Genomic DNA, 14,829 nt, shown 5'->3' with positions numbered 1-14,829 from the left:
TTTAGGCGTTTTCCAGCGCGTCGATTTCGGCGAGCAGTGCGGACAATTTTTCCACGATTGCTTGTTGTTCGGCAAGGGGGGGGAGGGGGAAAGGCGTGTTATGCAGTTCTTCAACCGTAATACCTTTAACCGTTGCCCCTTTGCCTTCCATTTTTAATGTGCGGTAGAAATGGTAAAAATAGTGCTTGTTGAGACATTCGGGAAGAAATATCGCCCGCAAATCTTGGTTAATCGCAACGTCAATTTCTGCCAAAGCAATTTTCCCCAATCCCATTCTTGTGCAAATAATCAAAGTACCTTTGGGAATTAAATTTGAACTGGAATTTTCCAAGCCTTCGGCGGTAATGCTATCAATCGTTTTTGTCAGAACGTCGCAATTCAAATCTTTTACGCTCGCCCACGGAATATCACCGTTCCAATAACTTGGTTCTTGTTTGCTTGGCGTACCGCCGCCGATATTTTGCAAGATTACGTCCCCCAACCTCACCCAAACCCAATTCTCGGGAATATCAAACGACACTTCGTCCGCCGTAACGGGGGCGGGGGCTTTGGTTTTTTTCAGGCTGCCTTTTGCCTGCAAAGCCTGTTTTTCGTTTTGGATGCGCAAAAGCAGGTCGCGGGCGTTTTCAGACGACCTTTCTGTTAATTCGCCTTTGATAGCGGCGGCAAGCACGGACGCGCGCAGCGTTTGCGGATAGGCTTTTTGCAGCGATGCGAGCGACTGTTCTTCGGCTTTCAGGCGGTCGATTTCGGCAAGCAGGCGGGTGAGTTTTTCCGCAATGGCTTGTTGTTCGGCAAGGGGGGGAAGGGGGATTAAAAAGTTGCGAACATTTTCAGCCGATAAATTTGGCTGTGCTGTTCCGTTTGATACTTTTTTAATGTCTTCTTGGGCTAAATCCGTTTGCAAATAATAAAAGAAAAACGGGATAAGCGAACTTTGGTGCGTTCTGATAATACAAAGCGATGAACCGATAACGCCTTCATCAAAATCTTTATTTAAGCTAAATTTTCCCAACGAACCGCGAAGGCAATACAAAAAATCATTTTTCTGGATAAAGCCCGAACGTAGCAAAGAATAGCGGTCGTCTGAAATGTAGTTAAATCCACTTTTGTCCAAAATACCGTTGTTTAAAGAACCAGCGTTAATAAAAGGCTTTCCTTCGGAAACCCAAAATTCTTTGCCCGGGTAATTTTTGCCCCTATCGCCATTTAAAACTTGTGCCAAATCCCCCAACCTCACCCAAACCCAATTCTCGGGAATGTCAAACGGCGCTTCGTCCGCCGTAACGGGGGCGGGGGCTTTGGTTTTTTTCAGGCTGCCTTTTGCCTGCAAAGTCTGTTTTTCGTTTTGGATGCGCAAAAGCAGGTCGCGGGCGTTTTCAGACGACCTTGCGGTGAGTTCGCCTTTGATGGCGGCTTGGAGTACGGCGGCGCGCAGGGCGTCGGCAAGCTGGGGCGTTTTCATTTATTCGCCCTCCGTGTCGGCGGGCAGACCGATCAGGGCGCGGATTTTTTCCAGTTGCGCGTCGATTTGCGCATTCAGGTTATCGCGCGTGGTTTGATACGCCAATATGGTTTCCATCGGGCTTAATACTTCGGCTTCTTGGTTGGGATAGCCGCACAAATCCAGATTGACGCCGTTTGCCAAAATCTCGGCTTTGTCAAAGGCGCGGGCTTGGTGGCTGTCAGTCTGTTCGTCTTTGATTTCTTTGCGGTTGTGCCACCAGCTTAGGCAGTCTGAAAAGTGTTCGAGCTGCATGGGCTTGGTTTTGGAAAAGGCTTTGCGGTCGCTTGGAATATCGACGCGGTAAAACCAGAGTTTTTCAGACGGCCTCTGCCCTTGCGCGGGTTTGTTGAAAAACAGGATGTTGGTGGTAATGCTGGTGTAGGGGGCAAACACGCTTTTGGGCAGGCGCACGATGGTGTGCAGGTCAAAATCGGTAAGCAGGCGGGTTTTAAGGGCGGTTTTGGCGGTGTCGTTGCCGAAAAGGAAGCCGTCGGGAATGATGATGGCGGCGCGCCCGCCTGCTTTGAGGCGGTAGAGGGCGAGGGCGATAAAGAGGTCGGCGGTTTCGCTGCTGCGCAGTTCGGCGGGGAAGTTTTGTTTGATGAGTTCCAGCTCTTTGCCGCCGTAGGGCGGATTCATCAGGATGATGTCGTGCAAGTCGCGCGGCTGCACGTCACGCACGTTTTGTTCCAAGGCGTTGCCGTGGCGGATGCGCGGGCTGTCGATGTCGTGCAGAATCAGGTTGGTGATGCCCAAAAGGTGCGGCAGGGGTTTTTTTTCGATGCCGTACAGGCTTTGGTTGAGCGTTTCGCGGTCTTTGGGGGTTTTGACTTGGGGTTCTAGGGCGTTTAAGGCGGAGACGAGAAAGCCGCCGGTGCCTGCGGCAAAATCGGCGACGGTTTCGCCGAGTTTGGGGGCAATCACTTGAACCATAAAATCGGTTACGGCGCGCGGGGTGTAAAACTCGCCGGCGTTGCCCGCGCTTTGCAGGCTTTTTAGGATGGTTTCGTAAATCTCGCCGAAGGCATGGCGTTCTTTGGTGTCGTCAAAATCGATTTGGTCGACGGCGTTGATGAGCTGGCGCAGGAGGGTGCCGTTTTTCATAAAGTTTTTGGCATCCTGAAATATATCGCGCACGATGCGTTGCTTTAAGGGGGTGTGTTCGTTGACGCGCAGGTTTTTCAGCGCGGGAAACAGCTCGCGGTCGATAAAATCCAAGAGCGCGTCGCCGGTGGGGGCGTTGCCGTCTTTGTTGTCCTTCGCCCAGTTCTGCCACTGGAAACGCGGCTCGATGATGGATTGGTAGTCTGCATCGACAATCGCCCAGTTTTCTTCTTTGCTGCCGTAGATTTTCAGGAATAACAGCCAGGTGAGCTGCTCGATGCGCTGGGCGTCGCCGTTGATGCCGGCATCGGCGCGCATGATGTCTTGGATGGATTTGGTGAAGGTGGAGAGGTTCATGGGCTGTCTGCTTCCGCTGCGGTGTTAAGGTTTGTAACGGGATTGTAGCGGCGGGGCGGAGGCGGGGCAATTGCTGCGGCCGTCTGAAAGGCAGCCTGAAAACGGGAAAACGCTTTTTCAGACGGCCTTTTGCCAACAGCCAACGATTTTGCAATGCGCCGCGCAAAATACGCTACAATCGCGGTTTTTTTGACCTGTGCGGTTGCAAAACAATCCGAAAAACCAAAGGAAAAACCAATTATGAGTATCCTGCTTTCGCTCCTGCCCATCGTGCTGCTGATGGTGCTGATGATGTGGCTGAAAATGAGCGGCGACAAGAGCGCGCTGCTGGCTCTGGCCGCCGCCGCGCTGGTGGCGGTGTTCGCCGTGCCGAATATGGACGGCTTCGGCACGCTGCCTGCGGGCTATTCCGCCGCCTATGTGGGCTGGGCGTTTGTCGAGGGGGTGCTCAAAGCGGTGTTCCCGATTTTAATCATCATCCTGATGGCCTTGTTCAGCTACAACGTTTTGCTGGAAAGCAAGCAGATTGAAGTGATCAAACAACAATTTATCAGCATTTCCGGCGACAAGCGGATTCAGGTGCTGCTGATTGTGTGGGGGTTCGGCGGCCTCTTGGAAGGCATGGCAGGCTTCGGCACGGCGGTGGCGATTCCGGCGGCCATCTTAATCGGGCTGGGCTTCAAACCGGCTTTTTCCGCGCTGGTTTCGCTGATCGGCAACAGCGTGGCGACGGGCTTCGGCGCGGTGGGCGTGCCGGTGCTGACGCTGGCCAAAGAGGTGTTCGGCACGGAAGTTACCGCCGCGCAGACACAGGCGGTGGCGGGCAACACGGTGATCCAGCTTTCGGTTTTGATGTTCCTCGTGCCCTTTGTGATTCTGTTTTTAACCGACCGCAACCGCAAATACCTGATTCCGAACATTATCCTTGCCGCCGTAGTGGGCGGGATTTCGTTGGCGGTGCAGTTTTGCGCGGCCTACTTTATCGGCGCGGAAACGCCGGCGATTTTGGGCAGCATCGCCTGCATCGTGTTTATCGTGGCCTACGCCAAAATCACCGAAGGCGGCAAGGGCGGCGGCTTCACCTGGGCGCAAATCGGCCGGGCGTGGGCGGTGTACGGCCTGATCCTGCTGTTTATCATCCTCGCCAGCCCGCTGTCCGGACCGGTGAGCGCGTTTCTGAAAACCACGCTGGTGAGCAAAATCCACCTGCCGATTTACGCCGAAGGCAAAACCTTCAACTTCGGCTGGCTTTCCAACGCGGGGCTGATGCTGTTTCTGGGCGCGTTCCTCGGCGGGCTGGTTCAGGGCGTGAAGGCCGGAAAACTGCTGTCGATTCTGGGCGCGACCACCGTGAAAATGAAAGCCTCGGCCACCACCATCATCAGCCTCGTGGCCATGAGCGCGATTATGAGCCACAGCGGGATGATTAACGTCATCGCCAACGCGCTGGTGGCGGCCACCGGCGGCCTGTATCCGCTATTCGCCCCGCTGGTGGGCGCGATCGGTACCTTCGCCACCGGCAGCGACACCTCGTCCAACATCCTCTTCGGCAAGCTGCAAGCCACCGTGGCCGACCAGATCCATGTGGACAAAAGCTGGCTGGCCGCCGCCAACACCGCAGGCGCGACCGGCGGCAAAATCATCTCTCCGCAAAGCATCGCCATCGCTGCCGCCGCCTGCGACCAGCAGGGTCAGGAAGGCGCGTTCCTGCGCTCGGCCATCCCCTACGCGCTGGGCTACGTCGTCATCGCGGGGATTACGGTGTACTGCTTCGGCTGGCTGGCCTTGTAAGATCGCGCCGCCGCAACGCAGTTTGAAAAAAGCAGCCTGAAAACGGGAGATACCGTTTTCAGGCTGCTTTTTGGGTTTTCAGGCCGTCTGAAAACCTTGTTCCCTCTCCCGCCTGCGGGGGAGGGTTAGGGTGGGGGCGGCTGCGGCTTGGGAAACGGCTGCGGCGCGGCAGCCAGGCGGTTCTGCGAACCGCCACCCGCTCCCCGACCCTCCCCGCACCGGAGCGCAGGGGAGGGAGACAGGGGCTGCCGTTTTCATGCTTTGAGGCCGTCTGAAAAACCGTTTTCACGTTTTTCAGACGGCCTCTGCGATTTCAGGCTGCCTTACGCGCTCTTTCTCACCATCCAGTACAGCCCGGCTAGTACCATCACGGCGGACAAGGCGAAGTATTTGACCGGGCTGAACGGCCCGCCCGGGCGGCGGATCAGCTCCGGCTTGGCTTTGGCGTATTCGCGCGGGATGCGCTTGCCCTGTTTGAGCAGCTCCAACTCCTCGCTGCTGACCGACTACATGCCGACATCGACCGAATGGCCGTCGGTATAGGCCGGCCCGGTGCGGTAGCCGCCGATGGGAATCACGCGGAACAGCGTGTTTTCGGTGTACTCGTTGGTGGACGCGTAAGCCTCCACCGCCACCGCGCCGCCCTCGTCAAAGAGGCGGTTGTTTTCAACCTACTGCCAGCCCATCCAGCCGAACAGCGCGGCCACCGCTAAAACCAGCAGCCCGTGCAGTTTGTTTTTGATGCTTTCGTTCATTGGATAACACTCCGTGTGGGAAAAAAAGGGGGCGGATGATACAGGATTTTTCAGACGGCCTTTACATGTTTTATCAAAAAATACCGCCATGTTTGTCGAACCGCCCGTGGCGCAGAAAGGCCGCCGCCTGCATGGCGGTGGTTTCGTCGTACAGCATGCCGGTGTGTGAAACGGGCAGGACGATGTGGCCGGACATGCCCGCAAAACGGGTTTCGTCCACCTGCACTGTGCCGTCGTTGCCGCCCCGCAGGCCGAACACGCGCCCCACGCCCATCGGTTTGCAGCCGGCGATGCTGCCCAGCTCCACGCCCTCGGGCAGCGGCGGCAGATTGCCGTCGAGCATCTGCCGGTACGCGCCGCCCAACAGCGGCACGCCCATGCCGTAGCGGCGCACGGCCTCGGCGGCCGCGCTGCCCGCGTGCGGCGTGCCGAGGGTAACGATGCGGCCGCGCACAAGCTCCAGATGGGCGGCGGCGAAGCGGCGCAGGACAAGGCCGCCGAGGCTGTGTCCGGCGAAGTGCAGCGGGGTGTCGGGATGCCGTCTGAAAAAGGCGCGCGCGGCTTCGGCCAGCGCGGCGGTGTGGTGCGCGTGCGTCTGCCAGACGCTGTAATAGCCGAAGGTTTCCACGGCCAGATTCTGCCGTTTGAGCAGGCGGGCGAAGGGCAGCATCGTCCAGGCGTGCATGTGGATGCCGTGCAGGAGGAGAACGTGTCCGCTCATGGAGTTTGCCTTTCGGGGTGCGGTTGCGGGGAGCGTGTGCGTTGTTCGGGCGACAGGCAGGGTGGGTCTTGATCCACCGTTTCCGCCCGCATCGTTAATGGCGGGTCAAGACCCGCTCTGCCTTGGTTTTCAGACGGCCTTGTTCGCAGCAGACACCATGTCCGCGTGCGTGGCTGCGCCACACACCCTACGCAAGGGCGGAGGCCGTCTGAAAGCAGTAGGTCGGGCATTGATGCCCGACATTTTTCTGTTGCCGGTGTTTGTCGGGCATAAATGCCCGACCTACTCCGCGTTTGGCGCGCCCGTTTCCGCCTGCATCGTTAATGGCGGGTCAAGACCCGCCCTGCCTTGGTTTTCAGACGGCCTCTGCGCCCTACTCTGCCAGCAGGTCGGCCAGCATGGTTTGGTAAATACGGGCGAGGCGGGGGATGTCGGCGGCGGCTATGTGTTCGTCGATTTGGTGGATGGTGGCGTTCACCGGACCCAGCTCGATCAGTTCGCGGGCGATGTCTTTGATGAAGCGGCCGTCGGAGGTGCCGCCGGTGGTGGAAAGCGCGGCTTTGATGCCGCAGACTTTTTCGGTGGCCGCTTGGGCGCATTCGGTGAGGCGGCCGGCTTCGGTGAGGAAGGGCAGACCGGAGAGCGTCCAGTCGATGCGGTATGGCAGGCGGTGGCGGTCGAGTATGGCGTGCACGCGGCGTTTGAGGCCGTCGGCATCGGATTCGGTGGAGTAGCGGAAGTTGAATTTGACCGAAAGTTCGCCCGGAATGACGTTGGTCGCGCCTGTGCCGGCGGCGATGTTGGAGATTTGGAAGCCGGTGGGCGGGAAGTATTCGTTGCCCGCGTCCCATTGTTCGGCGGCCAGTTCGGCGAGGGCGGCGGCGGCGCGGTGGACGGGGTTGTCGGCCAGGTGCGGGTAGGCGATGTGGCCTTGTTTGCCGTACACGGTGAGGTGGCCGGAGAGCGAGCCGCGCCGGCCGTTTTTGACGGTGTCGCCGAGCTCGGACACGGCGGTGGGTTCGCCGACGATGCAGTAATCTATGGTTTCGCCGCGCGCTTTGAGGGTTTCAACCACGCGCACGGTGCCGTCGCGGGCGTCGCCTTCTTCGTCGGAGGTAATCAGGAGGGCGATGCTGCCTTTGTGGTGCGGGTGTTCGGCGACAAAGGCTTCGCAGGCGGCAACGAAGGCGGCGATGCTGCTTTTCATGTCGGCCGCGCCGCGTCCGTAGAGTCTGCCGTCGCGCTCGGCGGGCTCGAAGGGGGGCGATGTCCATTGTTCGGCCGGGCCCGGGGGGACGACGTCGGTGTGCCCGGCGAAGCACAGCAGCGGCCCGGACGTGCCGCGCCGCAGCCAGAGGTTTTTGGTGTCGCCGAAGTTCATTTCTTCGGCGGTGAAACCGAGGGGGGCGAGGCGTTCGGCGATGAGCCGCTGGCAGCCCTGGTCGTCGGGGGTTACGGAGGGGCGGGCGATAAGTTCTTTGGCAAGGGCGAGGGCGGGATGGGTCATGGCGGTTGTTCCGGATGGGAGGCCGTCTGAAAACCTTGCAACGGGTTTTCAGGCGGCCTCTGTTATTGGATATAGACGAATTTCGCCCGCTTCACGTTGCACAGCAGCTCGTAGGCAATCGTGCCGGCGGCGGCGGCCACTTCGTTGATGTCCACGGTGTCGCCCCACAGTTCCACTTCGCTGCCGATGCCTTCGTGGTCGGCCAATTCGAGGGTGAGCATGTCCATGGAGACGCGGCCGAGGATGCGGCTGCGGCGGCCTGCCACGGCCACGGGCGTGCCGGTGGCGGCTCGGCGGGGGTAGCCGTCAGCATAGCCGCCTGCGGCGAGGCCGACGCGGGTGGAGCGTTTGGTGTAGAAGCTCGCGCCGTAGCCGATTGGCTCGTGCGGCTGCAACACTTTTTCGCCGAAGATTTCGGTTACAAGGCGCATCACGGGCTTGAAGCGCGGGTCGTGTCCGAGAAATGGGTCGATGCCGTAGAGTGCCAGCCCCGCCCTGCCCCAGTCGCGCCGCGCCTGCGGGTAGGCGAGGGCGGCGGCGGAGTTGGCCAGGCTTTCTTCGCCTGCGAGGTGCGCGCAGGCGAGGTCGAAGGCTTCGGTCTGCATTTCGGTCATGCCGCGCTCTTCTTCGTCGGCGCAGGCGTAGTGGCTGGTTTTGACGATGGCCGCCACTTTGCCGCTTTGCGCGAGCGCGGTATAGGCGGGGGCGTATTCGTGCGGGAAAAAGCCGGTGCGGTGCATGCCCGAATCCATTTTCAGCCACACTTGCACCGGCTTCTGCCATTCGTGCGCAAGCAGGCTTTCGAGCTGCCACTGGTTGCCCACCACCGGCCACAGGTTCAGCCGTTCCACTTCGGCGTATTCGGCGGCTTCAAACACGCCTTCGAGCAGCACGATGGGATTGGCGATGCCGCCGCGCCGCAGTTCGGCGGCCTCTTCGAGAAAGGCCACGGCAAAGCCGTCGGCGATGTCGGCAAGCGCGTGGGCGCAGCGCAGCGCGCCGTGGCCGTAGGCGTCGGCTTTGAGCACCGCCAGCATTTTGCCGCCGTGGATTTGTTTGAGGGTTTGGTAGTTTTCGCGCAGGCGGTCGAGGCGGATTTCGGCGCAAAGCGGTCTCATGGCGTGCTGTCCTTTGCAGATGCGGGATACGGGAAACGGAGGCCGTCTGAAAACGGCGCGGGGCTGTTTTCAGACGGCCTGCGGATTATAGGCGCATCAAATGCCTTTTTGAAGACGCAAAAAAACGCAAAGAGGCCGTCTGAAAACGCCGCGCACCCGTGTCAAAAGCAGGCGTTTGCGGCATAATCGCACGAACCTTTCCGCGAAAGAGCCCAATGACCATTTCCCTGTCCCAATACGCCCTCTACCTGCAATACATGGCCGCCGCCCTGCTGCTTTTGTCCGTGTTCTGCACCGTTTATCTCAAAATCACCCCCGTCAACGAGCTGCACCTCATCAAAAACGGCAACCTTGCCTGCGCCCTCTCCTTCGGCGGCGCAACCGCCGGTTTCTGCCTGCCGCTGGCGTCCAGCATCGCCCACAGCGTCGGTTTCACCGACTTCATCCTCTGGGGCATACTCGCGGGCGCGCTGCAAATCGCCGCCTATTTCGCCGCCTGCCGCCTGATTGCCCGCGCTGCCGACGAGCTGGCCGCCAACAACACCGCCGTCGGCGCGCTTTTCGGCACGCTTTCCGTTTCCGTCGGCCTCATCAACGCCGCCTGCCTCTCATAAAAAATCCCAACCCGACCGCAAAGGAAAAACGCCATGTTCAACTTCATCAAAAAGCAATTCATCGACATCATCCAATGGGAAAACCCCGATCCGGAAACCCTGGTCTGGCGTTTCCCCATCGCCGACCAGGAAATCCAAAACGGCGCGAGCCTCACCGTGCGCGAAGCGCAAATGGCCCTGTTTGTGGACGAAGGCAAAACCGCCGACGTGTTCTCCGCCGGCACCTACAAGCTCAACACCTCCACCCTGCCCATCCTGACCTACCTGAAAAACTGGGACAAACTCTTCCAATCCCCGTTCAAATCCGACGTTTACTTCTTCAACACCAAACAGCAGCTCGGCCGCAAATGGGGCACGGCGCAACCCGTTACCGTGCGCGATGCCGAATTCGGCGCGGTACAGCTGCGCTCCTTCGGCATGTACAGCTACCGCATCGCCGACCCGGAAAAATTCTTTAAAGAAGTCAGCGGCGTTGTGGAAAGCTACACCGGCGCACAGCTCGAACAGCAGCTGCGCAACCTCGCCGTTACCCAGCTTGCCACCGCCTTCGGTACTTCCGGCATCCCCTTCCTCGACATGGCCGCCAACCAAGTCCTGCTGTCGCAACAACTGACCGGCCTGCTCGCGCCCGAGTTTGCCAAACTCGGCCTCACGCTGGAAAACTTCACCGTCGAAAGCATCAGCCTGCCGGAGAACATCCAAAAAGCACTCGACAAAAAAATCTCCATGGGCATCGTCGGCGACATGGGCAAATTCGCCCAATACCAAACCGCCGAGTCCATCACCATGGCGGCGCAAAACGAAGGCGGGCTGGCCGGCATCGGCGCAGGCTTGGGTGTGGGTGCAGGCATCGGGCAAACCGTGGCGGGCGCAATGGCCGGCATGATGCAGCCCGCGGCAGCAGGTACCGCCGCAGCCGCAACGGCAACCGCCGCCCCGGCCGCCGCAGAAGACCCTCAGGCCAAACTGCAAAAACTGAAAGGCCTGCTCGACGGCGGCCTGATTTCCGCCGACGACTACGAAAAAGCCAAAGCCGAGGTATTAAAACAACTCATCAATTAAACGGCGGCAAAAGGCCGTCTGAAAAACCGTTTCCTTTTTTCAGACGGCCTCACATCACAACGAACAAACCGCAATGCGCAAACAGGGCCGGCCTTCCCCATCACTTCGGCGCATGAGGAAAAGCAGCATAAAGGCAGCCCGTTTGCCAACCGCCCTCCAGCGGTCAATACCGCCAAAATCCGTTTTTCAGACGGCCTCACATTCCCAAAGGCCGTCTGAAAAAAGCCGAAAGCCGACCGACAAAACAAGGAAGCCCCGTGCCGAAACATCCGCCCACCCTGCCGCCCGAAGTCCTGACGGAAAGCAGCCGCCAAATGCTGCAACGTCTGACACGCGAACTGGAAGCAGGCGCGGACGCATTATGGTTCGCCAGCCCGTCGCCGTACTTGGATGCCGCAAGCGGCAGGAAAGTTTCCCGCATCATACTGGCCGCCGATGTATTGCTGCTGGCGGCATGGATGCTGCCGAAAACGCCCCTGCTGTTCGGGCTGCTGATTTTATTGTCCGTCGTAGCCGCCGTATTCAGCCTATTTTGGTTCGGCGGCAAAATGGCGGACGGCATCCCTTACTTGATTCCCGACTCCGGAAACCTCAGGACAGAAAACATGTATTCCTTCCGGCCTCAGGATTTCGTCCGCCTCGATTTGGCCAACGCCCGCCTGCAACGCTACCACCACAACAAAATCGGCGAAACACTGCAACTCGACGGCCATTTCGGCCTATGGCTGCCCAAAGGCGGCTGCATCGTAACGCTGACCCACGCCAAGGAAGCCCCGTGCCGAAACATCCGCCCACCCTGCCGCCCGAAGTCCTGACGGAAAGCAGCCGCCAAATGCTGCAACGTCTGACACGCGAACTGGAAGCAGGCGCGGACGCATTATGGTTCGCCAGCCCGTCGCCGTACTTGGATGCCGCAAGCGGCAGGAAAGTTTCCCGCATCATACTGGCCGCCGATGTATTGCTGCTGGCGGCATGGATGCTGCCGAAAACGCCCCTGCTGTTCGGGCTGCTGATTTTATTGTCCGTCGTAGCCGCCGTATTCAGCCTATTTTGGTTCGGCGGCAAAATGGCGGACGGCATCCCTTACTTGATTCCCGACTCCGGAAACCTCAGGACAGAAAACATGTATTCCTTCCGGCCTCAGGATTTCGTCCGCCTCGATTTGGCCAACGCCCGCCTGCAACGCTACCACCACAACAAAATCGGCGAAACACTGCAACTCGACGGCCATTTCGGCCTATGGCTGCCCAAAGGCGGCTGCATCGTAACGCTGACCCACGCCTCGGCCGGCGAAAAAGGCTACCTCATGATGTCCTACGGCGCGGATTACACAGAAATCGCGACCTTCTGCCGCCTGCTCTGCCAGCGGCTGGGCCTGCGCGACAACCTCGACGTCGGCAACACCCCGCCCGACGGCGGAAACGTCCGCCGCGACAAAAGCGCGAAAATCGCCGTTATCTGCATCATGGCACTGCTTACCGCCGTCGGGCTGGCCGTCATCGCCGCCGGCATTTCCCACCGCCGGCAGAAAATAACCGCGCCCGACCGCGAAATCCTCATGACGCAGGCGCAACTGAACGCCCAGTACACCTGCTTCAAAGACCGCCGCACCGGCAGCACCGTCTGCCGCCACCGCCTGATTGCCGAAGGACGCGACGGCGAACTGCGGCAAATCGACTGCCTCGGTTTGGAAGACAGCCTGTGCGGCCGTGAACAACCGGCCCGCTTCGGCCCCGCCGACCTGCGCCTGCTGAGCCGTGCGGGCACGACTTATTTGATAGAGGCCGACTACCGCCTCCCCGAAACCGGCCGCACCGAACACTTAGACAACCGTACCGCCCTGCCCCGAACGCCGCCCGCAACGGCGGAATAACTTTTCAGACGGACTCCTGCCGCATACAAAGAGGCCGTCTGAAAACCAAAACCGTATAATTGGCCACCCGCCCGCCTGGGAAATACCGACCATGAGCGAACCCTTCTTCCACACCGACTGCCCCAGCTGCGGCGCGCGCGTAGAAGCCCACTCCGCCACCGCCGTAACCCTCGTCTGCGCCTACTGCAACAGCATGCTCGTACGTGAAGCGGCCGGCGTCATCGACAAAGGCCGCGACTCCGCCCTGCTCGAAGATTACAGCCCCCTGCAAATCGGCACGCAGGGACGCTGGGGCACACAGCCCTTCTCCATCGTCGGCCGCCTGCAAATGCACTACGACGCGGGCATGTGGAACGAATGGTACGTCCTCTTCGACGACGGCGGCACCGGCTGGCTCGCCGAAGCGGGCGACCTCTACGTCTTCACCCGCCCCCAGCCCGCCCCTGCCCGCCTGCCCGAATTCGCCGACATCCGCGCCGGTTTCACCACCTTCGACTACCAAAACAAACGCTTTACCGCCTCCGACGTGCGCGAAGTAACCCTCAAACACGCCGCCGCCCAGGGCGAACTCCCCTTCGAGCTCACCGCCGACCGCGTCAGCCGCGTCGCCGACTGGCGTTGCGAAAACGTCTTCTTCACCACCGACTACTCCGACGCCCCACCCGCCTTCTTCCTCGGCAGCACGGTCAACCTCGCCGACCTGCAACTGCAATACCTGCGCACCGACGACCAAATCGGCGAAAGCACAGGCCGTCTGAAAGGCACCCGCCAATCCGAAAACTGCCCCAACTGCGGCTCGCCCGTCCACTGGATCAGCGGCCTGGCCGACAACATCCTCTGCCCCGCCTGCGGCAGCGACCTCGAAGCCGTCGGCGGCAAAATCGAACTCGTCGAAGCCAACGCCATGCGCGAAGCCCAACAGCAGGCACTCACCCTCCCCGTCGGCAGCAGCGGCACGCTCGGCGGCAAAACCTACACCGTCATCGGCGCGCTGCACAAAGACGAATACGAAGCGCAAACCGCCTTCGATTTGATGTACGCCTTCAAAAAACCCTACGCCCCCGTCCCCGTCGGCCGCTGGCGCGAATACCTGCTCTACCACCCCCAAAACGGCTTCCTCTGGCTCATCGAAAGCGACAACGGCTGGGAACGCGCCCGCACCCTGCGCGACTGGCCGCGCCTCAACCGCCACGGCCAGCCCCAAGGCTGCCCCAAACTCTACGACTACGGCAGCCGCGTCGGCTACGCCGCCGGCGCGTTCTACTGGCACGTGCGCGCGGGCGACCTCAACTATTACAGCGACTACCGCAGCGGTGGCGGCAAACTCTGCTGCGAACTTTCCCCCGCCGAAATGGCATGGAGCCTCGCCGAACCCATAGACAGCCGCGAAATCGCCCGCGCCTTCGGCCTTGCCGAGAGCCAAACCGAAACCGACGGCGAACGCGACACCACCCCCACCCTCGTCTGGACCATGATCGCCGTCCTCGCCGTCCTCAACCTCCCCGCCCTGTTCGTCGGCAACGACGGCAGCATCATCCTCACCGCCATGGCCGCCTACGGCCTGCACCACCTCGGCAGCCCCGGCGAAGAAGGAAGCGGCAGCACCATCGGCAGCCGCACCGCCTACATCGTCATCGGCTCCGTCCTCATCCTCTTCGCCACCGCCTTCAACTACCTCGCCGCCGCCGGCAGCGGCGGCGAATCCGGCTACGGAGGCGGCGGCTACGTCGGCGGCGGCTTCTCCGGAGGCCACAAATGACCTCCCCCGGCCGCCACGGCCTGCTCGACCTCTACGGCTGCGACGAAAACATCCTGCGCGACGCCGCCCGCCTGCAAACCATACTCGAACAAGCCGCCGCCGCCGCCCGCGCCACCGTGCTGTACCGCCGCTTCCACACCTTCGGCGGCGCGGGCGGCGTAACCGGCGTCCTGCTTCTGGCCGAATCGCACATCAGCATCCACACCTGGCCCGAACACCGCTACGCCGCCGCCGACATCTTCCTCTGCGGCCACATGCCCGCCCAGGCCGCCCGCCGCACCATCGAACACGGCCTCTGCGCCCGCAACACCCGCTGGCAGAGCCTCATGCGCGGAGAGGCCGTCTGAAAAACAAAGTAGGGCGGGTCTTGACCCGCCATATAGTGAAACAAAATAGAAACTACCTATCGCAGGCTGGGCTTCATCCCGGCTAAATCACTATTTTCCTGATATTTTGCCGGGCTGAAGCCCAGCCTACATTGGATACTTTTGTTCTGTACCCACTATAACGATGCGGGCGGAAACGGTGGGCAAAACCCACCCTGCGCGCTTCGGCCAACCGACCGTACCCCCGTTTTTCAGACGGCCTCTGCCCCAAAAGCAGGGTGTGTGGCGCAAGCCACGCACGCATTCCCCGCCATAAACACCCACCCCCGAAAGGA

The 14,829-nt window shown here is 60.5% G+C and carries 14 protein-coding genes; 7 read left to right on the top strand and 7 right to left on the bottom strand.

Annotation, left to right across the window (positions count from 1 at the left end; translation table 11 throughout):
• Position 1: 1 nt before the first annotated feature.
• Together H3L91_RS04195 and H3L91_RS04190 are read right to left on the bottom strand one after the other, a co-directional pair.
• Positions 2-1,465, bottom strand: coding sequence for a restriction endonuclease subunit S (locus H3L91_RS04195; RefSeq protein WP_007342297.1), 1,464 nt, complete (start codon positions 1,463-1,465; stop codon positions 2-4).
• Positions 1,466-2,968, bottom strand: a complete 1,503-nt coding sequence (locus tag H3L91_RS04190; protein ID WP_007342296.1) for a class I SAM-dependent DNA methyltransferase — start codon at positions 2,966-2,968, stop codon at positions 1,466-1,468. It lies immediately after the preceding gene.
• Positions 2,969-3,208: 240 nt separating this feature from the next.
• Between H3L91_RS04190 and H3L91_RS04185 the strand changes: the two genes are divergently transcribed.
• Positions 3,209-4,759 (top strand): L-lactate permease, encoded by a 1,551-nt coding sequence (locus H3L91_RS04185; protein WP_007342294.1) that lies wholly within the window; start codon positions 3,209-3,211, stop codon positions 4,757-4,759.
• A gap of 323 nt (positions 4,760-5,082) precedes the next feature.
• Here the strand turns inward: H3L91_RS04185 and H3L91_RS04180 are convergent, their stop codons facing one another.
• The 5 genes from H3L91_RS04180 to alr all read right to left on the bottom strand — a co-directional run bounded on the left by H3L91_RS04180 (position 5,083) and on the right by alr (position 8,860).
• A complete protein-coding gene (locus H3L91_RS04180; RefSeq protein ID WP_007342292.1) occupies positions 5,083-5,247 on the bottom strand; it encodes a hypothetical protein in 165 nt (54 codons plus the stop codon).
• A gap of 18 nt (positions 5,248-5,265) precedes the next feature.
• Positions 5,266-5,388, bottom strand: coding sequence for a hypothetical protein (locus tag H3L91_RS12455; RefSeq protein ID WP_256998592.1), 123 nt, complete (start codon positions 5,386-5,388; stop codon positions 5,266-5,268).
• Between the two features lie 199 nt (positions 5,389-5,587).
• A complete protein-coding gene (locus tag H3L91_RS04175) occupies positions 5,588-6,235 on the bottom strand; it encodes an esterase/lipase family protein (protein WP_007342289.1) in 648 nt (215 codons plus the stop codon).
• A 373-nt stretch (positions 6,236-6,608) separates the two neighbouring features.
• On the bottom strand, positions 6,609-7,742 hold the full coding sequence (dapE, locus tag H3L91_RS04170) for a succinyl-diaminopimelate desuccinylase (protein ID WP_007342287.1): 1,134 nt from the start codon (positions 7,740-7,742) through the stop codon (positions 6,609-6,611).
• A gap of 62 nt (positions 7,743-7,804) precedes the next feature.
• Positions 7,805-8,860 (bottom strand): alanine racemase, encoded by a 1,056-nt coding sequence (gene alr / locus H3L91_RS04165; protein ID WP_007342286.1) that lies wholly within the window; start codon positions 8,858-8,860, stop codon positions 7,805-7,807.
• A 215-nt stretch (positions 8,861-9,075) separates the two neighbouring features.
• Here alr and H3L91_RS04160 point away from each other — a divergent pair, with 215 nt between their 5' ends.
• The 6 genes from H3L91_RS04160 to speD all read left to right on the top strand — a co-directional run bounded on the left by H3L91_RS04160 (position 9,076) and on the right by speD (position 14,515).
• Entirely contained in the window at positions 9,076-9,474 is a 399-nt protein-coding gene (locus H3L91_RS04160; protein ID WP_007342284.1) for a DUF350 domain-containing protein, read from the top strand.
• A gap of 33 nt (positions 9,475-9,507) precedes the next feature.
• Complete coding sequence (locus H3L91_RS04155; protein WP_007342283.1) at positions 9,508-10,536, top strand: SPFH domain-containing protein; 1,029 nt, start codon at positions 9,508-9,510, stop codon at positions 10,534-10,536.
• A gap of 257 nt (positions 10,537-10,793) precedes the next feature.
• Complete coding sequence (locus H3L91_RS04150) at positions 10,794-11,351, top strand: hypothetical protein (RefSeq protein ID WP_182109879.1); 558 nt, start codon at positions 10,794-10,796, stop codon at positions 11,349-11,351.
• A complete protein-coding gene (locus H3L91_RS04145; protein ID WP_182109877.1) occupies positions 11,312-12,409 on the top strand; it encodes a hypothetical protein in 1,098 nt (365 codons plus the stop codon). The genes H3L91_RS04150 and H3L91_RS04145 overlap by 40 nt, the downstream gene beginning before the upstream one ends.
• 91 nt (positions 12,410-12,500) lie before the next feature.
• On the top strand, positions 12,501-14,168 hold the full coding sequence (locus H3L91_RS04140; protein WP_007342281.1) for a DUF4178 domain-containing protein: 1,668 nt from the start codon (positions 12,501-12,503) through the stop codon (positions 14,166-14,168).
• Positions 14,165-14,515, top strand: a complete 351-nt coding sequence (gene speD / locus H3L91_RS04135) for an adenosylmethionine decarboxylase (protein WP_007342280.1) — start codon at positions 14,165-14,167, stop codon at positions 14,513-14,515. Before H3L91_RS04140 ends, speD begins: the two co-directional genes overlap by 4 nt.
• Positions 14,516-14,829 lie beyond the last annotated feature (314 nt).

The sequence above is a fragment of the Neisseria bacilliformis genome (genome assembly GCF_014055025.1).
Taxonomy (GTDB): domain Bacteria; phylum Pseudomonadota; class Gammaproteobacteria; order Burkholderiales; family Neisseriaceae; genus Neisseria; species Neisseria bacilliformis.
Note: the sequence above shows the minus strand (reverse complement) of the source record. Positions and strands in the feature narration are given on the sequence as shown.